At 68.2% G+C, this 17,879-nt stretch carries 21 protein-coding genes and 1 tRNA gene; 13 read left to right on the forward strand and 9 right to left on the reverse strand.

The genetic code is table 11. From position 1 onward, the window contains the following. Positions 1–46: 46 nt before the first annotated feature. Positions 47–574, forward strand: coding sequence for a DUF2563 family protein (locus tag IE241_RS05655; protein WP_190020526.1), 528 nt, complete (start codon positions 47–49; stop codon positions 572–574). Positions 575–893: 319 nt separating this feature from the next. Here IE241_RS05655 and IE241_RS05660 read toward each other — a convergent pair whose 3' ends face one another. Beyond that, positions 894–1,085, reverse strand: coding sequence for a hypothetical protein (locus IE241_RS05660; protein WP_190020527.1), 192 nt, complete (start codon positions 1,083–1,085; stop codon positions 894–896). A 1,203-nt stretch (positions 1,086–2,288) separates the two neighbouring features. On the opposite strand from IE241_RS05660, the gene mycP reads away from it, so the two are divergent. Further along, positions 2,289–3,416: a type VII secretion-associated serine protease mycosin gene (mycP, locus tag IE241_RS05665; protein ID WP_190020528.1), complete on the forward strand. Its 1,128-nt coding sequence runs from the start codon at positions 2,289–2,291 to the stop codon at positions 3,414–3,416. A gap of 526 nt (positions 3,417–3,942) precedes the next feature. Here the strand turns inward: mycP and IE241_RS05670 are convergent. From IE241_RS05670 to IE241_RS05680, 3 genes are read right to left on the reverse strand one after another with little or no spacing between them, the layout of a single operon-like run. Then, a complete protein-coding gene (locus IE241_RS05670; protein WP_190020529.1) occupies positions 3,943–4,434 on the reverse strand; it encodes a hypothetical protein in 492 nt (163 codons plus the stop codon). A 33-nt stretch (positions 4,435–4,467) separates the two neighbouring features. Continuing rightward, the gene (locus tag IE241_RS05675; protein WP_229898837.1) at positions 4,468–5,751 is read right to left on the reverse strand and encodes a hypothetical protein; all 1,284 of its coding nucleotides are present in this window, start codon (positions 5,749–5,751) and stop codon (positions 4,468–4,470) included. 38 nt (positions 5,752–5,789) lie between these two features. Continuing rightward, the gene (locus IE241_RS05680; RefSeq protein ID WP_229898839.1) at positions 5,790–6,260 is read right to left on the reverse strand and encodes a hypothetical protein; all 471 of its coding nucleotides are present in this window, start codon (positions 6,258–6,260) and stop codon (positions 5,790–5,792) included. Between the two features lie 301 nt (positions 6,261–6,561). On the opposite strand from IE241_RS05680, the gene IE241_RS05685 reads away from it, so the two are divergent. The 5 genes from IE241_RS05685 to IE241_RS05705 all read left to right on the forward strand — a co-directional run bounded on the left by IE241_RS05685 (position 6,562) and on the right by IE241_RS05705 (position 8,815). Further along, complete coding sequence (locus IE241_RS05685; protein ID WP_190020531.1) at positions 6,562–6,738, forward strand: hypothetical protein; 177 nt, start codon at positions 6,562–6,564, stop codon at positions 6,736–6,738. A gap of 10 nt (positions 6,739–6,748) precedes the next feature. Continuing rightward, the gene (locus tag IE241_RS05690; protein ID WP_190020532.1) at positions 6,749–7,201 is read left to right on the forward strand and encodes a hypothetical protein; all 453 of its coding nucleotides are present in this window, start codon (positions 6,749–6,751) and stop codon (positions 7,199–7,201) included. A gap of 134 nt (positions 7,202–7,335) precedes the next feature. Continuing rightward, positions 7,336–7,773, forward strand: a complete 438-nt coding sequence (locus IE241_RS05695) for an SMI1/KNR4 family protein (protein WP_190020533.1) — start codon at positions 7,336–7,338, stop codon at positions 7,771–7,773. Positions 7,774–7,884: 111 nt separating this feature from the next. After that, positions 7,885–8,304 (forward strand): hypothetical protein, encoded by a 420-nt coding sequence (locus IE241_RS05700; protein ID WP_190020534.1) that lies wholly within the window; start codon positions 7,885–7,887, stop codon positions 8,302–8,304. Between the two features lie 43 nt (positions 8,305–8,347). Further along, positions 8,348–8,815, forward strand: a complete 468-nt coding sequence (locus IE241_RS05705) for a barstar family protein (protein WP_229898841.1) — start codon at positions 8,348–8,350, stop codon at positions 8,813–8,815. 89 nt (positions 8,816–8,904) lie between these two features. Here the strand turns inward: IE241_RS05705 and IE241_RS05710 are convergent, their stop codons facing one another. Then, on the reverse strand, positions 8,905–9,147 hold the full coding sequence (locus IE241_RS05710) for a hypothetical protein (RefSeq protein WP_190020535.1): 243 nt from the start codon (positions 9,145–9,147) through the stop codon (positions 8,905–8,907). Next, positions 9,144–9,332 carry a hypothetical protein gene (locus IE241_RS05715; protein WP_190020536.1) on the reverse strand — a complete coding sequence of 63 codons (189 nt, stop codon included), beginning with the start codon at positions 9,330–9,332 and terminating at the stop codon, positions 9,144–9,146. Before IE241_RS05715 ends, IE241_RS05710 begins: the two co-directional genes overlap by 4 nt. A 498-nt stretch (positions 9,333–9,830) precedes the next feature. Between IE241_RS05715 and IE241_RS05720 the strand changes: the two genes are divergently transcribed. Continuing rightward, positions 9,831–10,586, forward strand: coding sequence for a GntR family transcriptional regulator (locus IE241_RS05720; protein WP_190020537.1), 756 nt, complete (start codon positions 9,831–9,833; stop codon positions 10,584–10,586). A gap of 309 nt (positions 10,587–10,895) precedes the next feature. Next, complete coding sequence (locus IE241_RS05725; RefSeq protein WP_190020538.1) at positions 10,896–11,516, forward strand: hypothetical protein; 621 nt, start codon at positions 10,896–10,898, stop codon at positions 11,514–11,516. A gap of 54 nt (positions 11,517–11,570) precedes the next feature. Here the strand turns inward: IE241_RS05725 and IE241_RS05730 are convergent. After that, positions 11,571–11,642 (reverse strand) — tRNA-Cys (locus tag IE241_RS05730). 88 nt (positions 11,643–11,730) lie between these two features. Next, positions 11,731–12,732, reverse strand: coding sequence for an alpha/beta fold hydrolase (locus IE241_RS05735; protein WP_190020539.1), 1,002 nt, complete (start codon positions 12,730–12,732; stop codon positions 11,731–11,733). A 97-nt stretch (positions 12,733–12,829) separates the two neighbouring features. On the opposite strand from IE241_RS05735, the gene IE241_RS05740 reads away from it, so the two are divergent. The 3 genes from IE241_RS05740 to IE241_RS05750 all read left to right on the forward strand — a co-directional run bounded on the left by IE241_RS05740 (position 12,830) and on the right by IE241_RS05750 (position 15,555). Then, positions 12,830–13,735, forward strand: coding sequence for a LysR family transcriptional regulator (locus IE241_RS05740; protein WP_190020540.1), 906 nt, complete (start codon positions 12,830–12,832; stop codon positions 13,733–13,735). A 174-nt stretch (positions 13,736–13,909) separates the two neighbouring features. Next, the gene (locus IE241_RS05745; RefSeq protein ID WP_190020541.1) at positions 13,910–14,464 is read left to right on the forward strand and encodes a cysteine dioxygenase family protein; all 555 of its coding nucleotides are present in this window, start codon (positions 13,910–13,912) and stop codon (positions 14,462–14,464) included. Continuing rightward, positions 14,464–15,555 carry a YeiH family protein gene (locus IE241_RS05750; protein ID WP_190020542.1) on the forward strand — a complete coding sequence of 364 codons (1,092 nt, stop codon included), beginning with the start codon at positions 14,464–14,466 and terminating at the stop codon, positions 15,553–15,555. The genes IE241_RS05745 and IE241_RS05750 overlap by 1 nt, the downstream gene beginning before the upstream one ends. A 43-nt stretch (positions 15,556–15,598) precedes the next feature. Here the strand turns inward: IE241_RS05750 and IE241_RS05755 are convergent, their stop codons facing one another. Beyond that, a complete protein-coding gene (locus IE241_RS05755) occupies positions 15,599–16,180 on the reverse strand; it encodes a hypothetical protein (RefSeq protein ID WP_190020543.1) in 582 nt (193 codons plus the stop codon). A gap of 208 nt (positions 16,181–16,388) precedes the next feature. Between IE241_RS05755 and IE241_RS05760 the strand changes: the two genes are divergently transcribed. Then, positions 16,389–17,858, forward strand: coding sequence for an MFS transporter (locus IE241_RS05760; RefSeq protein ID WP_190020544.1), 1,470 nt, complete (start codon positions 16,389–16,391; stop codon positions 17,856–17,858). Positions 17,859–17,879 lie beyond the last annotated feature (21 nt).

The raw sequence follows: 17,879 nt of genomic DNA on the forward strand, positions 1-17,879 counted from the left end.
GTTGGTGGGGCGGCCGGTGGGTGGGGAAGGCAGTGACGAGACGCACGTGACTGAGCAGGCATCTCCGGGGGGAGCGGGGCAGGGGCAGGGCCCGGGCCCGAAAGGCGGCCTGGCCGCCGAACTGTCCTCCCTGAAAAAGTTCAAGGGCCGGGTGGACGATCTCCTGAGGACACTCGACGAGTCCGAGGGAGCGCCGGGAAAGGTCGCCGATACGGCCCTGACCCAGACCCACCTGGGCGAGGGCTTCCACGCGGCGGAGACCCTCTTCGGCCTCTATTACGATGTCCACGCCGACTTGGTGACTCTCGCTCAGCTCCTCAACGACCAGATTCAGGCGTTGAGTTCGGCCGTGCTGGACGCCCATTCGGGCTACGCCCACACGGACGCGGAGGAGCGGGAGAAGCTCTGGGCGATCCACGAGCGGATGCAGCGCCAGTACGACCCGAAGCTGGACCCGGAAGCCGAGCCGACGAAGGCGCAGCCGCAGCGGCAGCCGCAGCCGCACGCGTCGCGGACGGGAGCCCGTACGGACCTGCGCGGCAGCGACGGATCGAGCGGACGCAGCCACTTCTAGAGGCGGGAAGGACGCACAGACCCATGATCGACCGAGCCAAGGTCAAAAGCGACAAGGACCCGCGCCAACTGCCGGTATGCGCTCCTGCTGTCGACTTCCACACCATCCCGCACCAGAAGCTCCAGGCAATGGTCGAGCACGCGGACCATCACAAGGTCTTCGCCGCCGCCCTCTCGCTCAACAGCGCGTCCCAGGCCATCAAGAAACTCGGGGACGACCTCAAGAAGCACATGGAGGGCGTCGTCTGGTCGGGCGAGGCCGGCGAGGCCTTCCGCAAGTGGGGCAACTCCATGGCCAATGAGACGCTCCGGCTCGGCGATTACGTCCGGGAAGTCGACAAGTGGATGGGCATGGCGTCCACGAGCCTGGGCAGCGCGAGGCGAATGCCGAAGTACTCCCCTGAGGACCAGGCCACCGTGGACGCCTGGCTGAAGAGCCGCCCGCTGGCGTTCGGCGAGGTTCCCATGCCGGGCCCGGGCAGCATCCCGATTCCCAGAGGCGACGGCGTCACGGGCGGCCCCACGCAGGAGGAGGCGTACGACGCCCAGCGGCGACTCAAGGAGAACAAGGACGCGGCAGCCGAGTTGATAAAGGCGCTGGCGGAGTCGTACGACGAGTCGGGGAAGCAGATCTTGCAGGCGGTTCGGCCTAATTTTCGGCCTATGCCGGATAAGGTGATGCCGGACCGGAAGCAGATCGACGCTCCGGAGCACGTGAGCCTGCCTGGCGGTGAGTCCGACGGGTCGTTGGCTGCTGGGGCCGCTAGGGCTGGCTATGGGGGTTCAGGGAGCAGCGGAAGCGTAGGCCTGTCGGACCCGTCAGGTTCTACTGACCGGCCGAGCAGGCGGCCAGACCTGGACCTCTCGGGTGGCATCGACACACCGACACGCGTACCGGTTCCCCACCCTGGCCAGCCCCCGGTCACTCCACCAGATGCGGGTAGGCCTCAGATCCCCGCGCCTCACGTCCCTACACCCAACTGGCCGGGCCCCGCACGACGTCCTGATCCAGGCCGCCGTCCGGGAGGCTCGATCCCTGACCCAGTGCGACAGCCGACACCTAGGATCCCGGGCCCCGGACCCGTGGGGGCGGGTCCCGGGCGTCGCCCGGACGTCCGAGTGCCGAATACGCCGCGCGACGGGATCGTCGGTGGCCGCCCCACGGCCCGGGGGCCTTCCATGCCGACTCAGCCTCCTGGCCGGGCCGCGGTCTTCGGCACGGAGCCTCCTTCGCGACAGGGCCAGACGCGGCCACCCATGGTTCCTGGCACGGGGTTTGGCGCAGTACCTGGGCCCACGGCCGTTGGGTCGGGGGTCGGAGGAACGGGCCGCTACAAGGTGACCGAACCCGGTGGCGTCGTCGGTGGTGGTGTCGCGGGCCGCAGCTCGGTTGGTGGCGGTAGCACGCACTTCACCCCAGGCGGTACGGGGCTGGTCCGACGTGGGGCCCCAGGAGAAGGCGGTGGTACGTCGTCGACCAGACAGGGCATGGCGGGTGGGTTCCTGCCCGCGGCAGGAGCGGGCGCTGTTTCGTCGGACAGAAGGACCGGTGGCAGGCGCCCCGACTATCTGGTCGAGGATGAAGAGACCTGGCAGCAGGGCGGCCGGGATGTCGTGCCGCCGGTCATCGAGTAGAGGACATCTACATGTGCAGTGCCCGTGCCGTACGCGGGGCCTGGGCGGGAACGGCCGTCGCTGTTCTCGCCTCACTCGTCGTGATCGCCGCCTCGCCAGCCCAGGCCGACACCATCCGCTCCCGTCAGTGGCATCTGGATGCCATGCACGCAGAAGAAATGTGGCAGACGAGCACTGGGGCTGGTGTCACGGTGGCGGTGATCGATACCGGAGTGGACGCGAGCTTGACTGACCTGCGAGGGCAAGTGCTTGCAGGGAGGGACTTCACATCCGATTCGGGCGACGCGCAGACCGATGCCGATGGCCACGGCACTCACATGGCTGCCCTCATTGCAGCGACTGGCCAAAGAGGCAGCGAGACCGGATCGTACGGTCTCGCGCCTGGCGTGAAGATTCTCCCTCTCCGTGTCGGCGGTAAGAATTACGCCGAGGACACTCGGGCGATGGTTGCAGCGCTGCGGTACGCGGCGGAGTCCGATGCCCAAGTCATCAACATCTCGCTTGCCACCCCCGGGCGGAATGACGATGAAGAGAAGGCCATCGCGTATGTCCTCAGCAAGGGCAAAATGATCGTTGCTGGTGTCGGCAATACCGGTGACAAGACCAACATGGTTCAGTACCCCGCCGCTTACCCTGGCGTCATCGGAGTGGCCGGGCTCGACCAGAACGGTAGCTCAGCCTCATGGTCGCAGCACGGCCCTCAAGTCGACCTGTCCGCACCTGGAGTGGACGCAGTCTCGGCCTGCCCCGGCAGCAGCGAGGTCTGCAAGGGCAGTGGCACAAGTGCTGCCTCCGCCTTGACCTCCGCCTCCGCCGCCCTAATCTGGTCCGTCCACCCCACCTGGACCGCCAACCAGGTAACCCGCGTCCTCATCAACACCGCCGGCAGCACCGGCACGGCTGAAAAGCGCAACGACTACGTAGGCTACGGCGCCGTCCGCCCCCGCATCGCCCTCAAGGACCCGGGCGACCCGGGCCCGGCCGACGTGAACCCGCTGCCGGGACCGGCCCCTTCGCAGGATCCGAAGAGCGACGACACCGCGTCCGTCGCCGAAAGCCTCCCGAAGAAAGCAGCGACCGGCGACTCAGCGAAAGACAACGGCAGCCCTGCCAAATGGATCGCCCTCGGCGCCGGAGCAGCCGTCCTGGTGGGTGCAGCCATCACCACCCCGATCCTCCTTACCCGCCGACGCAACGCCACGCGATGACCTGCAGCGGTCCCGGGACGCGGGCATGACGGTCCGTGGGCCAGTCACAGCCTGCGCACTCCACGCCAGGTCCATCCCGAACTGAGGACTACTTTCCTCAGGGCATTCCTCATGTCGCGCGTGTCCAAGGTCGTGACCCAGCGCCGACGGCCGTCCGGTCCTCGCTCGTACGCCCGCTCCACCATGAACCCTCGCCCACGGCTGTAACCGCGCGATCTGGACAGCCGGCCCCTGCTGGAAGTCCACTGTTCCTGGAGAGTTCGCACCTCGTGCCCTGATGCGCCCAGGCACATCCGGATCCTAAGTTTCCGCAGCTCCTGCTGACCGGGCTCAAATCCACTTGTCTGGATCAGCCACTCCGCCACCAGGTCGCCCTCCTCCGAAGGGTTGGCGTTGCGTACGCGGTACGGCACGCCCGGGCCATTGACCGCGAGTAGCGCGTCCTGAACCTCCGCGGTGGAAAGCGGTACGACATCGCTGTCGGGGTACTTGGTGCCGAGCCATTTGTCTTGAAGACGGCCCATGGCTAGATCTCCGTTCCGGTGCCGGGGCGCACCGTGCGCACGAAGTCCTGGAAGTCTCCGAGAACGGTGTCGTGCTGGGCCGGGCTGGCGGTCAGAGCCAGACGGACTACTGCTCGCTTACGGGAGTCTGCGATGTCCAGCATGGACAGATACACCTGGGACTGGACGAGGTCGCGGCGTGCGTCGCCATCGCCGGTCGAGAAGGCCAGTCGCTGGATCAAGGCGGGTGTGTCCGGGGAGCCGACCTCGCGGCGATCGGTCACCACCACCGATTCGGCGACCTCGCGGAGGCGCTCCACCGACTCGTCGGCGAGATGACCCAGCGACGTCGCGTCCGGCCGGTACTCGCCATCGATGGTGATGTTGGCCGTGAACCCGGCGTGCGGCCGTGGATGCACTGCGGCAAAGGCCACGCCCATGGCGCCGCCCGACTCCGGATCGGCCGGGAGCCAGCCCTCGGGCAGGCGGAATTCGATCGGTACCGGCAGTGTCATGATTTCTCCGGCCCTCCTTCCATGGGGAGTGCGTCAGAACCAGCTGCTGATGGTCTTCTTGACGGAGCCGACGGCATCACCAACTGCGTCGGCCGCATGGTCGACGGTTTTGTTGAACTTATGCGTATCGACGGTGAACTCGATTCCCAGGGCGCCGCCGAGGGCATCGGCGGCACCTGCTTTGCCGCCGAGCTTCCACTTGCCGGTGTCCTCGTTCTTCATGAGGCCCCATTTGGCCTCTGCGCCAGCGCCGGCCCATCCCTCGACCGTCCCGCCGATACCGATCCCGGCTATCTCGAAGCCACCCGCCACGCCGCCCTTGGCGCCGGCGAACACCTTTGCGCCGACAGTGACCTCTTCCTTGGTTGCTTTGGCGGATAGTCCGACCTCGCCACCAGCGAATCCCTCAGCCCGCATGTAGAAGGGAATAACCCCGCTGTATTCGCGTTCTTCGGCCATGGCCCGCCCGCCCGCGGACACCTCAGCCGCGGCGCTGGCACCTTTGTTGGTGAAACCGTAATTTGCCGTGAATCTTTCACCCGCGTAGGCGTCGGCCTTCACCGAGACATCCGCCGGCCCGTCGGTCAGCGATCTTTCCGCGGTTACATGGCCCAGGTCCCTATACGTCTTGAGCCTGCCTTCCTTGCCGTACGAAGGGCTGCCGGTTGCGGAGGAACCGGAGCCCGGCCCGGTCGTCGTGACCTTCCACCCATCGGCTTTCGGGGTGCCCGTCTCCGGCGCCCCGGCCTTTGCCAAGTCGCCCTCGGCATGTGCGTTGAACCCGCCGATGCCGACGCCGGTGCCCGCCGCCCGCATCAGTGCCCGTCTGACGCTCTGATCGGCTTCGTCCACTGCCTGCACCGCCTTGGCTACGGCGGCGGTCCACTCCTGCGCCTTCTGCCGGGCATCGGCCACCGCCCGCGGGTAGTCCGGATCGTGCTGGAGGGCGCGCTTCTCCTGGCCGGACAGCTTGTCGAAGCCGACGTATGTGGCCTTGCCCGAGCCATCGACCTTGAAGTCCTTCGCCTCGGCGTCGGCGACCAGGTCCTTCGCCGCCTTCTGCAGCCGGGAAAGCTCGGTGTGCGCCTGCTTCAGCAGACTGGCGACGGCCAGTGCCTCCGTCTTGGCCGCGGCGTATTCGGAGGCCGTGGCCGTGGCACTGTTCTGATGCGCGGCGAGGGCCTGCCCCTGCCACTTGCCGTTGGCCAGGGCGCGTTGGACGTGTTTTACGTAGTCGTCTTTGAGCTCGCCGAAGCGCGTTCCCATCTTCTGCCACAGCTCGGATGAGCTCAGTAGCGGCGACAGGTCGGCCGTCATGACATCTCTGTAGCTCAGTGGCACGGTCGCCCCCCCGGTCACCATTCGTTTATGCGGCTGCGGAACGGTCGCTGCGCAGTGCTCGTAGAGTCGAATTGCGCCCCGATGGCGTGGTCCTGGCCTTGGAAGAGCGTGTTCGTGCCGCGCAGCGCGCTCAGCTCTTGGTTCAGCCGGCTCATCAGCCTGTTCGCCTGCGCCTGCCAGAGGGCCATTGCCTCCGACAGGCCCTCCTCCGTGGCCCAGGCGGACAGTCCCTTCAACCCGGTGTCCGGCTTCAGCAGACTCGACCGCGATACCCCTGGACCGGCCAGGGGCGGCTGCACATGGCCACCGCCTTCGGTCAGGCGACTGGCGGTCTGGGTGTCCGGCAGCAGATGCTGTTCCATGAACTTCGCGGCCCGCTGCTTGTCGCTCGCGGAGCTCGCCAAGGCTTCCTGACCGCCGCCCGCCCCGCCGCTAGTTGCTTGGTTCAGCTGCAACCGTTGTTCTGCAGAGTCCCCGGAACTCACAGGTGCCCCCCTGTGTATGCGCCTCCACCTGCTCAGCGCCGAGCGGCGTAGCGCAGGTGCCTGGCGTGTACCTTACAGAGATCGTTGTTCTGTCCTCTACGGAGGTTGACACTGTGGTAGTCGGTCCAGGCGCGGAGATAACGCCGGTTTGGGGCTGACGCCCCATATCTGCCGTCGCCTGACGCGGCACCCACGGAGGAACTCGGGGAGTGCTTTACCGATCGTCGGCGTCGTCCGCCGGTGCGGGTCAAGACAGGTCGGGTAGCAAGGGAAGGCGACCCAAACCAACTCCCTCTCGCGTATGACCGTTGATGAGCTGAAGGGTGTCGTTCGCGAAGTCCTGAAGCAAAATCATGATGAGGTGAGTAGGCGCGGCGCGCGCGGAATTTATCAGATTGAAGGTGAAGTGAACGGGATGAAGTACAAGCTAGGCATGAACCGAGGGCGTGTCGGTCAACTTTATCCCCTTGAAGGGTGAGGGAAATTCGATGCTGACGGTTGCAACTTCCCTGAGGAGCTCGAACGGCTCTTTCGCCTCTCTTGATCAGATGGAATCCCCAGTTCCTGATCCGGATTACATTGAAGGCGCCTTGGTGGTCACGGTAGATGGAGTTGAGATCCTCTCCCGCGAGCATTGGGACTATGTTGATCAATTGTGGTCGTATGTTGTCAGCATGCTGGAAGGGTTGAAGGAATCTGACTCTGTTGCGACTGGATTCCCTGATCAGCCGATCGAGTTCAAATTCTCTCGGAAGGGCGCGAGGGTGCTGGTTCAGTCTGTTGTGAATGGCAGAACACTCTCTGCCCTCGTCGGGGAGGGTGAACTCCTGTCAGCGTTCCGAGATGCGGGTGGGGAATTTTTCCGGCGGATGGTGGAGTTGGTGCCCGGGGCAGCCGCCTTCTATGCAATGGAAGAAGGCAGGTTGCTGGCCAGTTGCTGAGCGGTGCTTGGTCGGGCCTTTCCGTAAACCGGTTCGCCGGCGTGCGGGTCTTGGGCACTGGCGACGGGCCGACTGTTGTGTGCGGTAAGGCGTCACTGTAGGTTCCCGGCCGGTCTGAGATGTTGGGAGATGGTATGTGGCGGGAACTGATTTTGAGTTTGAACCCTGTGGGTGAAACTGCTCCCGCTGCGAGTCGCTCGGCGGTGGAGGCGGTTGAGGGAATCCTCCGCCAGAATGTTCCTGGGGATCTGAAGAGCCTCCTCCTTGAGGCTAACGGCGTAACAGACGAGTACGGTACCGATCTGGTGTGGTCTGCGGAACGTATCGTTGATGAAAATGCGGCCTTCCGGGCGAACCCTTCGTTCGCCGAGCTCTATGCTTCATTTGATTCCATGCTGTTCTTCGGCGATAACGGCGGAGGTGATCAATTCGCGTTTTTCTGCAACCCGGATCGCAGCGAGGTGGTCGTATGGGATCACGAGACCGATGAGCGGCGCGTGGTCGCAGAGTCCTTGGAGCGGTACGTCGTCAGGTGCCTGGAGAGCGGCGGTGAGGACTGGTACCGGGACTGACCTGGCGCGCTGCGGCCGGTTGGGGAGCCGAGTGGACGATCCTGGATGGGGCCGCCTGAAAGGCATAGCGGTGCCCAAGTTGCCCCTGAACCTCAAACATGAAGGAACCTCGTGAGCGCCCGTGTGAAGGTCGGCTGTGTGCGCAACGGTGAGTTGGTTGAGGTTGTGAGCGTGGAACCTTCTGATGCTCGCCCGTGCAGGCTGACTGTTTTCAGAGGCGGGGACGGCGGCCATGGTGTCGTGTATTCGGGGGATAATCTGTTCGCCTGCCTCTTGGCACTCAGGAGGGATTTGGAGCGAGACGGGCTTTTGCTGTGCTGCCAGGGGGCGCGTCGTGACGTGACCAGTTCTGGTATGCAGGCTCAGATGGCGGGTGGGAGGTATGTCTATAAGTTTGATCGTGCATCGAGGACGGTCAATGAGGAAACGGTGGACATCCTTGCTCCCGCCGGCCCTGAGGATGTTGTGAGTGTCGAAGAGCAGCGTGCAGCCATTTTTGACTTCTACGGAATCCGGGATCAGAGTCGATAGGAGGTGGGCGCAGGTGGCGATAGGCGGCCCTGGGCTTTGGAGTGTGAGCGGGCCGTGGTTGCATGTGCTGCCGCGGACGGCGGTTGGGGTGCTCATGGACTTTCTTCCCCCGACCGGTGCGACGTTCGTCGGGCGCCTGGACGGCGCGAAGATGGGTGACACTGACGGTGTCTTCGAGCAGTTCTGGGATCGGTTTAGGTTTCCCGACTACTTCGGGTGGAACTGGCACGCACTCTCTGACTGTCTGCGCGACCTCCACTGGATGCGCGCCGATCGATATCTCGTCGTGATCGAGAACTCGTCAAGCCTGCTCTCAGGAGTCCCGGAGGATGTGGCCGTGTTCCTTTCGGTCTTGAAAGAGGTTGTGGAGCACTGGCGCAATCCGCACATGAAGCCAGGCAACGTCGCAATCCCCTTCGCTGTACTGCTCCTGTGCGAGCCGGACGAGGCCGATCCCCTTCGAGCCGTGCCGGCTCGGGTGGAGAGTGAGACCGAACGACCAACCAAGTGATGGGCTGGGGTGAAGGGCTTCGGTCCTTCAAGTAGGTCCCGTGGCACCAGCCCGGCCGGGCTGTGTTTCGGCCGGGCTGGTTGGTGGGGTCAGCGCGGGTGGGGTTGGGGTGTGTTCTGGGTTGGGATGGTTCGGACGGCGGAGACTTCGGTTGCGGGGTGGAGGTAGATCAGTTCCCCGGACTGGAAGCGGACCGCCTTCATGCGGCCCACCTCCGTCACATCCAGCACCCTGAACGGCACGTTGCCGATCGCGATGACGTCCCCGGGCTCCATGGTGTCGCTGGTGACTTTGACGGATGTGAAGGTGTGCGTGGCAGAGCTCGCGATCATCGGCCGGCCTCCGCCATCTGCCAGTGCCCGGCCGCCTGGAGCGGCTGCCAGCGCGGCTGGAGCCGGAGGCGTGCGTGTTCTCCGTCGGTCAGCAGGTACAGGCGGACGAGGCTGGTCTCTTCGGCGTGGATGAGGTTCTGATGCCACGACGGCCGGTGCGGGGGCCTGGGCGGCGGTGGCGTCATCTCCGTTTCCGGGCGCTCCTTCGGTGGAGTCGGTGCGGATGGCTTCCTCGTCCATGTGACGGCCCGGCGGATATGCTCGAACACGCTGATCTGCTCCTTCAAAGCTGTCGGCCACGCCCCCGGGTAGCGCCTACTACCGCGGGGGTCTCTCTTTTCACAGCGGCCCATGCCAGCCGGCCGCTCTTGCTGTCGATGGAAACTCCCCACCCGTCCCCTATGGCCAGCGCCGCGAAGAGCTCGCGCCAGGACTCGGGAGGGAGTGGGTCCGGCACCTCCGTGTCGATGTGTGCGTGGGTCTGGTGAGCGGTGACCCGCGGGGTAAAGCCGGCGCCGGAGAGTCGTGCAGCGATGGCGTCGACGCGAACTTCAGGGTGTGGGCACAACGCACCCCTCCATCACCCCCCCATGCTAGGCGTAGGGGCGCGCCTAGCAGCTTAAACTGGATGACCAGACTTAGTCTAGGATCCTAGAGTGAGGTAAGGGCCCTAGATTCTGCATATGCATGAGCAGGCCCCTTACCTCCGTTTCGCTAATGAGCTTCGGAAGCGCATCGAAGACCAGGAGTGGATGCCGGGCGAGCGACTCCCTTCTCGCGCCCAGCTGGCTGAAGAGTGCGGCGTAACCGACGGCATCGTCCGTCGAGCCCAGAAGAAGCTCATCGCGGAGGGCGTTCTGACGGGCCGCGCCGGTTCGGGCACCTACGTCGCCGAGCCCCGCGAGCGCGTGCGCGTCGTGCGGTCGCCCGAGCGTGAGCGGACGAGCGGTTCCGCGTTCGAGGCGGACATGGCGGCGTTGGGCAAGCGGGCCACGTGGGAGAGCAGGTCGGACGCCATGGTGCCCGCCCCGGCGGACATCGCCGCGCGACTCGGCATTCCCGAGGGCGACTACTGCGTGCGCACCACGTACGAGTACCTGGCCAACGACAAGCCGGTGCAGTTGTCCACCAGTTGGGAGCCGTACAGCATCACCGCGGGCTCGCTCGTCGTGATGCCCGAGGCCGGTCCGCTGGCGGGTGAAGGCGTGGTGCGGCGGATGGCCGAGGTCGGGATCAGGGTCACCCGTGCCGCGGAGCGGCCGGAGCCCGGGCATGCGGATGCCGAGGAGGCCAACCTCCTCGGCATTCAGAAGGGTGCGCTGGTGACCCGGATCCAGCGCACGTACTACAGCGAGGACGGCCAGGCCGTCGAGACGGCGGACATCGTCGTGCCGACCGCCCTGTGCGAGATTGTCTATGACGTGTCGTTCGGTTCCTGAAAGCCGCTAAGCCAAGGCTCAGGTGCCGAACGTTCTGCCATCCAGGGCCCGGCAGGGGAGTAGCGGGACCAGCACCGTGACGGATGCCGCGATTGCGGGTGGCCAGGCGACAGCTACGGCGCAGGATGCGACCGCGGCTTGGGCCGTGGCGGCCGTCGTTAGTCTGCGGTCCAGGTGTTGGCTGGCGCCTGCTCTCGTAGCCGGACGTCGGCCTCCGGTCTGCAGGCCTGCGACCCAATACGGTACTCAGCCCGATGTGAGTAGCTGAGCCCACGCGCCTTGCGCGGCTTTCCTTTTACGCTCCACGGCATGCGTTCGTTTCGGGTCTCCGGCAGTCTCCTCGGCAAGCGCTGGGCTCGTCTGCTGCTGTGCGGCGCCGTTGTCCTGCTCGCTGCCGGTGCGTACGGGGCGGGGACCTGGATGGACGCGGCGGCTGGGCGGTTGTGGAACGGGGAACCGTATCCGGCCGCTGATCCCGATCAGGTCGCGGTGCGGCTCAAGGGGCAGGCTCAGCGGGTGTACGAGGAGGTGGCCCTGCCGGGTCGGCCTGACGTGGGCTCCGATGGGGTCGGGACGGGCACGTGCTACTACCGCGGGCTGCGGTCCATCGGTCACATCGACCAAGGCCTCCCCGGCGTGAGCAGCTTCGTACTCGAGTGGCGGGTGACGGATACCTCGCGGGACATCGCTCGCGCCGGGCAGGAGCGTGTGCGGCGGCGATTGGAGCAGCAGGGCTGGAAATTCGCCATGGAGAACGTCGGCTCCGACATGGGCTTCCGTTACGAGGACCCGGAAACCGGCGACCATGTCGACGTGGACTGGCATCAGCCCACCGGGACGCTCGCCGTCCGCATCTTCACTCCCTGCGGGAAGGTCCCGCAGGGTTTCGATGAATACGCTTGGCCCGCCTCTGCGTGGAGCCCGCAGTGACGCCGACCGGGGCGCGGACGCGCCCTCATTCTCATCACGCGCCGTAAGGCGAAGAGGCCGTGACCGGAATCGAACCGGCGTAACTCGCTTTGCAGGCGAGTCCCTCAACCACTCGGGCACACGGCCAAGTTGTGCTCAGTGGTTTCACCGTACGGGGCGGGTCCGGGGGCGGCAACGGTTCTGGGGGTGGCGCAATGTGACTGCCATGTCGCGTTCACGCGGTTCCGCCCTCGTGGGCCTCCGGGTCGTGGCCCCGCGTCAGGAAGGACTCCACTACCGGGCGGAAGAGGTCCGGTTCGTCCACCCAGGGGTAGTGGCCCACGCCGTGGAGGGTGCGGACGGCTGCCGTGTGGAAGGAGGCGGCCACCAGTTCGCCTGCGCGGAGGCCTGCCAGGGCGTCGCGGTCGCCTGTGATGACGAGGACGGGGCACTTCACCTCGCGGAGGCGGTCCAGGAGAGCCACGCGGGCCGGTTCGTCTACGCCTTGCCAGAAACCCGCGCGAGGGACCGGGCCCAGCTGGTCGGGCTCGGTGGCGGCGTGGGCGCGCTGGGGGGCTTCCCAGCGGCCGTAGCCCATGGGGGCGGCGCGGAGGAGGAGGCTGCGGACCTCGTCCATGCCGGCGGTCGTCGGGAGGGTGTGGACGGCTACGTACGCGTCCGGCCACCAGGGCTCCTCCGCCCGGGACTCGAAGATCTCCTCGGCGTCGTCCGGCAGCTGCCCCTGGAGCCGTGATCCGGGGGTGACGAGGACGAGCCGGGTGAGGCGGTGGCCGTAGAGCGCCGCGTACGCCTGGGCCGTGGCGCACGCGGCGTCGTGGGCGAGCAGGGCGAACGACTCCAGGCCGAGGTGGGCGCGGAGGGATTCGAGGTCTTCGGCGAGGGCCGGGAAGGCGTAGCCGGAGGGGTCGGGGGAGGGCGGCGAGGCGCCCGTGCCGCGGGCGTCCGGGATCACGAGGGTGTGACGGGCGTCCAGTCCGCCGAGGTCGCCCAGGTAAGCGGCGTCCCTGCCCGGGCCGCCGGCCAGGCACAGCAGCGGCGGCGCCCCCGGGTCCGGGTCGGGGCCCGTGTCCCCACCCCGCCCCGTGTCCCCGCCCCGGTCCTCGTGTACGCCCCGGTCCTCGCGCGCGCCCTGACCCTCGCGTACGCCCCGGTCCTCGCGCGCCTCCAGTACCCGGTAGCTCAGTTCCACTCCGTCGTACGATGCGTAATGCGGCATAAGTCCACCTTGCCCTATCTGCCCGCTAATCCCGCTGATCCAGAAGCTACCCCTCGCCTCTCTCCCTGCTATCCCAAATTCCGCTTATGATTCCGGCGTGTTCGACTCGCGGCACATCAAGACGTTCCACGCGGTGGTCACGGCCGGTTCGTACTCCGCGGCCGCCCGCGTGCTCGGCTACACCCAGCCCGCGATCACCCAGCAGATGAAGGCGCTGGAGCGCGCCGTCGGCACCCCGCTGTTCACCCGCGTCGGCCGCCGGATGCGGCTCACCGAGGCCGGCGAGGCGCTCTCCCGGCACGCGGAGACCATCCTCGACAGCCTCACGGCCGCGCAGCAGCAGATGAGTTCGCTGACCCGGCTGCGCGCCGGGCGTGTCAGGGTCTGCGCCTTCCCCAGCGCCAGCGCCACGCTGATACCGGAGGCGCTGGCCCGGCTCGCCGCCGACCACCCGGGCATCCGCGTCGAGCTGCTGGAGGGCGAGCCGCCCGACTCGCTCCGCCGCCTCGTGCGCGGCGAGTGCGACATCACCCTCGCCTTCACCTATCCCGGCCTGCACGAACAGGTCCCCGAGGAGCTGGTGGAGATACCGCTCATGGAGGACCAGCTGATGGTCCTGATGCCCACGGGGCACCCCCTCGCCCGCCGCCGCGCCGTCCAGCTCGCCGATCTGGCCGAGCAGCGCTGGATCGCCGGCTGCCTGCGCTGCCGCACCAACTTCCTCCACGAGTGCGCCGAAGTCGGCTTCGCGCCCGACATCGCCTTCACCACCGACGACAACCTCGTCGTGCAGTCCCTGGTCGCCGAAGGCCTCGGCATCGCGATGATGCCCGGCCTCGTGCTGTCCTTCATGCGCCACGACCGGATCACCGGGCGGGCGCTCGACCCGGCCTCGCGCCGCCAGGTCTCGGCCTACGTGCTGCGCGACCATCTGCGGATCCCGGCGACCGCACTCGTCGTGGACGAGCTGAAGGCGGTGGCGGCCCGGCGCGTCGGATGCTGATGCATGTCAGCTGATGCATGTCGGCTGATGCATGCCATCGGATGCCGACGTCATCGGACGCTGATGCGGCTGATGCAAACGACGCAGGGCGCACTCAACTCATAAGCGTTCGTTGGGTTCCAGCCAAAGAACTGTCGTTGGACTCATGGATCTCCGCACCCCGACCCTGCAGATATGACCACCCCCACAGCAGCCCCGACGACCGCGCGTCTCTCCCAGCTCGTCGACGACGTCCGGGAAGCCGTAGGCCGTGGCCTGGCGCCCGACACGACGGCCTATCTGGTCGGCGAGCGGCTCGCCGCCCACCTCGGCGCCGACGACCTGCTCACCGCCGAACAGCGCGAGGGCGACCCCGGCCACTACCGGCAGCACATCCTGCACGCCGAGCACGACGGCAGCTTCTCGGTCGTCGCGCTCGTGTGGATGCCCGGCCAGCAGACCGCCGTCCACGACCACGTCTCCTGGTGCGTCACCGGCGTCCACGAGGGCACCGAGAGCGAGCGCCGCTACCGGCTCGTGCCCGACGGCACGACCGCCCGCCTGGTCGCGACCGAGGACGTCGTCAACCACCAGGGGGACGTGTGCGGCTTCGCGCCGCCCGGCGACATCCACCGCGTCCGCAACGCCTGTACGGCCAAGGCGATCTCCCTCCACATCTACGGCGCCGACATCTCCCGCCTGGGCTCCAGCGTCCGGCGCGTCTACGACCTCCCGGCCGACGAACTCTGATGGCACTCACCACCGCACGGACGAACAGCACACCCACGAGCGCGCCGACGCGGCCCGCCCCCGGCGCATTCCCCGGCGCACTCCCCGGCCTCGCCACCGCCGCCGCAGGAGTGGCCGTCGCGTGGGCCGTGCACCTGCTCGTCCCCGCCGTCCCCATGCTCACCGCCGCCGTCGTCCTCGGCATCGCCGCGGCCCACGCGCCGGGCGTACGGGTACGGGGCTGGGTGCGCGGCGCCGCCCGGCCCGGCCTCACCCTGGCCGGCAAGCGGCTCATGCGGATCGGCGTCGTGCTGCTCGGGCTCAAGCTCGGCCTCGACGACGTCCTCGGCCTCGGCTGGGCCACCGTCGCCATGGTGGTCGCCGTCGTGGCGGCCACCTTCGCCGGCACGCTCTGGCTCGGGCGCAGGCTGGGGCTCCGCGGCGACCAGCCGCTCCTCATCGCCACCGGCTACTCGATCTGCGGCGCCTCGGCGATCGGCGCGGTCAGCGAAGTGTCGGGCAGCGACGAGGAGGACGTGGCCACGTCCGTCGCCCTGGTGACCCTGTGCGGCACCCTCGCCATCGCCGTCCTGCCGCTGCTGCACCACCCGCTCGGCCTGGACGACGCACAGTTCGGCCGCTGGGTCGGCGCGGGCGTCCACGACGTCGGCCAGGTCGTGGCCACGGCACAGACCGCCGGGCCCGCGGCGCTCACCGACGCCGTGCTGGTCAAGCTGATGCGGGTGGCGCTGCTCGCGCCGCTCGTGGCGGCGGTTGCCGTCTCGGTGCGCAAGCGTCGTCAGAGCTCCGTGCCGACGTCCGAGAAGACGTCCGGCAAGGCGTCCGGCAAGCGGCCCCCGCTCGTCCCCCTGTTCGTGCTCGGCTTCCTCGCCATGGTCGCCGTCCGCACCACCGGATGGGTGCCCTCCGGCGTGCTGGACGCCGCCCAGCACGCCCAGGAGCTGCTCCTCGCCGCCGCCCTCTTCGGGCTCGGCAGCGCCGTCCACCTGCCCTCGCTGGTCCGCACCGGCGGGCGCGTCGCGGCGCTGGGCCTGTGCTCGTGGGTGGTGATCGCGGGGGCCTCGTACGGGGGTGTGCTGCTGACCACCTGACCGCCTGACCGCCGACGAGGCCCCGCCGCGGGGTTACGCGGGGCTACGAGGAGAACACCTCGGTCATCTCGGTGATCTTGTTGTCCGAGCCCACGACGACGTCGTAGAAGTTCAGGCCCCAGCAGAACTCCCCGTTCTTCGTCCTCTGCTGCCCGTTCTGCTGCCCGCCGTCGTACTGCTTGCCGTCCGGGTCCGCGCACGTCTTCACGTGGGCGACGCCGCTCCCCGGGCCCGCCGTGGGCCCGGGGATCTTCCCGCCGCCTCCCTTGGTGATGAGGACGAACTTGGCGGCGGGGTCGAGGGAGTACGTCTTGAGCTCCCCGACGGGGTGGTAGGCGGCGCCCTGGTTCATCGACGGGTTGCACTTCATCTCGGTGTCCTTGGCGATGACGTTGTTCATCGCGCCCTCGACGTTGTTGACCCAGATGACCTTGTGGCCCGGCTTCGGGGTCGGGCAGTCGCTCTTGCCCGTGCCCTGCCCCTTCCCATTTCCACTGCCCGAAGCCGAAGCCGAAGCCGACGGCGACGATCCGCCCGCGCCCTTGTCCTCCTCGGGCCCGCAGGCGGTCAGGACGAGTGCGCTCGCGAGGACGAGCGCGGATGCGACGGCATGCCGAACGGACACAACAGACATCGTGAATTCCCCGTGATGATGCCCGGCTCCGACGGCCGGGACGATTCGCGCAGCTTATGACATGGGCATGTTCGTATGGGCTTCGTGCGCGTGCGCCGCGCACCCCCGTACCCGCACCCGCACCTAGGACCCAAGTCCGACGCGATCTCGTCCCCGCGACAGGCGCCGGAAACGGACTCCGTCCGTACGCTCAAGCGGTATGACCGCAGCCGAATCCGTGGCCCCACAGGCCGCAGCCCCGCACCACGACCCGGCCGAGGGGGTACTCGGCCCCGGCTACCGCGCGCTGACCCTCGGCATCATCTCCGTCGTCTCGCTCATCGCCTTCGAGTCGAGCGCGGTCAACACCGCGATGCCGGTCGCCGCCCGTGCCCTCGACGGCATCGGGCTCTACGCCTTCGCCTTCTCCGCGTTCTTCACCGCGAGCCTGTTCGCGATGACCCTGTCGGGGGAGTGGTGCGACCGCTCCGGCCCCCTCGTCCCGCTCTTCACCGGCATCGCCGCCTTCGGCACCGGCCTGGTGATCGCGGGCTCGGCGCAGCGCATGTGGATGTTCGTCGCCGGGCGCGGGGTGCAGGGCATCGGCGGCGGGCTGGTGATCGTGGCCCTGTACGTGGTGGTCGGCCGGGCGTACCCGGAGCGGCTGCGCGCCTCCGTCATGGCCTCGTTCTCGGCGGCCTGGGTGGTGCCGGTGATCGTCGGCCCGCTGGTGGCCGGCACCGTCACCGAGCAGATCGGCTGGCGCTGGGTGTTCCTGGCGATCCCCGTGCTGATCCTGCTGCCGCTCGCCGTGATGCTCCCGGCGCTGCGCGCCCTGCCGCCGGCCGTCGCGCCGGGGACGGCGGACCGCCGCCGGATCCTGCTGGCGCTCGCGGTCGCGGCGGGCGCGGGGCTGCTGCAGTACGCGGGCCAGGACCTGCGCCCCCTCGCCGCCGTCCCGGCCGTGGCCGGGCTCGCCCTGCTGGTGCCCTGCATACGGCGCCTGCTGCCGCGCGGCACCTTCCGGGCGGGCCGCGGGCTGCCGTCGGTCGTGCTGCTGCGCGGCATCGCGCAGGGCTCGTTCCTGGCGGCGGAGACGTTCATCCCGCTGATGCTCGTCACCGAGCGCGGCCTGTCCGCGACCCTCGCCGGGCTCTCCCTCACCGGCGGCGGCCTGACCTGGGCGCTCGGTTCGTACACCCAGAGCCGCCGCCGCGCCGAGCCGTACCGCGAGCGGCTGATGAGCCTCGGCATGGTGCTGGTGGCGCTCGCCGTCGCGCTGATGTCCGCGGTGCTGGTGCACGGCGTGCCGGTGTGGGTGGCGGGCGCGTCCTGGGTGATCGGCGGCTACGGCATGGGGCTGACGATCTCCAGCGGCGCGGTGCTGCTGCTGAAGCTGTCCCGGCCGGGGGAGGAGGGCACCAACGCGGCCTCGCTGCAGACGGCGGACGCGCTCGGCAGCATCGTCCTGCTCGGGCTGGCGGGAGTGCTCTTCGTCTCCTTCGGCGGGGGCTCGGTGACCGTGGCCACGGCCGGTTCCGCCGCCCCTCCGCACGCCTTCGCGGCGGTCTTCGCGGCAGCGGCGGCGTTCGCGCTGGTGGGCGCGTACGTGGCCACCCGGCTCACCCCGCGCGCGCCCGCCGGACGCGATGTGACCTCGGTCCCACCCTCGGGTGACCCCGGGGCGTAACCCCGGAGCGTGAACCCCGGC

This window comes from Streptomyces hiroshimensis (genome assembly GCF_014650335.1).
GTDB lineage: Bacteria > Actinomycetota > Actinomycetes > Streptomycetales > Streptomycetaceae > Streptomyces > Streptomyces hiroshimensis.

Coding starts and splice junctions, on each gene's coding strand:
- IE241_RS05750 (WP_190020542.1), top strand. CDS start 14,464: ATGGCACTCACCACCGCACGGACGAACAGCACACCCACGAGCGCGCCG.
- IE241_RS05675 (WP_229898837.1), bottom strand. CDS start 5,751: ATGACGGCCGACCTGTCGCCGCTACTGAGCTCATCCGAGCTGTGGCAG.
- IE241_RS05760 (WP_190020544.1), top strand. CDS start 16,389: ATGACCGCAGCCGAATCCGTGGCCCCACAGGCCGCAGCCCCGCACCAC.
- IE241_RS05685 (WP_190020531.1), top strand. CDS start 6,562: ATGACCGTTGATGAGCTGAAGGGTGTCGTTCGCGAAGTCCTGAAGCAA.
- IE241_RS05710 (WP_190020535.1), bottom strand. CDS start 9,147: ATGATCGCGAGCTCTGCCACGCACACCTTCACATCCGTCAAAGTCACC.
- IE241_RS05695 (WP_190020533.1), top strand. CDS start 7,336: ATGTGGCGGGAACTGATTTTGAGTTTGAACCCTGTGGGTGAAACTGCT.
- IE241_RS05690 (WP_190020532.1), top strand. CDS start 6,749: ATGCTGACGGTTGCAACTTCCCTGAGGAGCTCGAACGGCTCTTTCGCC.
- IE241_RS05670 (WP_190020529.1), bottom strand. CDS start 4,434: ATGACACTGCCGGTACCGATCGAATTCCGCCTGCCCGAGGGCTGGCTC.
- IE241_RS05715 (WP_190020536.1), bottom strand. CDS start 9,332: ATGACGCCACCGCCGCCCAGGCCCCCGCACCGGCCGTCGTGGCATCAG.
- IE241_RS05735 (WP_190020539.1), bottom strand. CDS start 12,732: ATGCCGCATTACGCATCGTACGACGGAGTGGAACTGAGCTACCGGGTA.
- IE241_RS05745 (WP_190020541.1), top strand. CDS start 13,910: ATGACCACCCCCACAGCAGCCCCGACGACCGCGCGTCTCTCCCAGCTC.
- IE241_RS05720 (WP_190020537.1), top strand. CDS start 9,831: ATGCATGAGCAGGCCCCTTACCTCCGTTTCGCTAATGAGCTTCGGAAG.
- IE241_RS05725 (WP_190020538.1), top strand. CDS start 10,896: ATGCGTTCGTTTCGGGTCTCCGGCAGTCTCCTCGGCAAGCGCTGGGCT.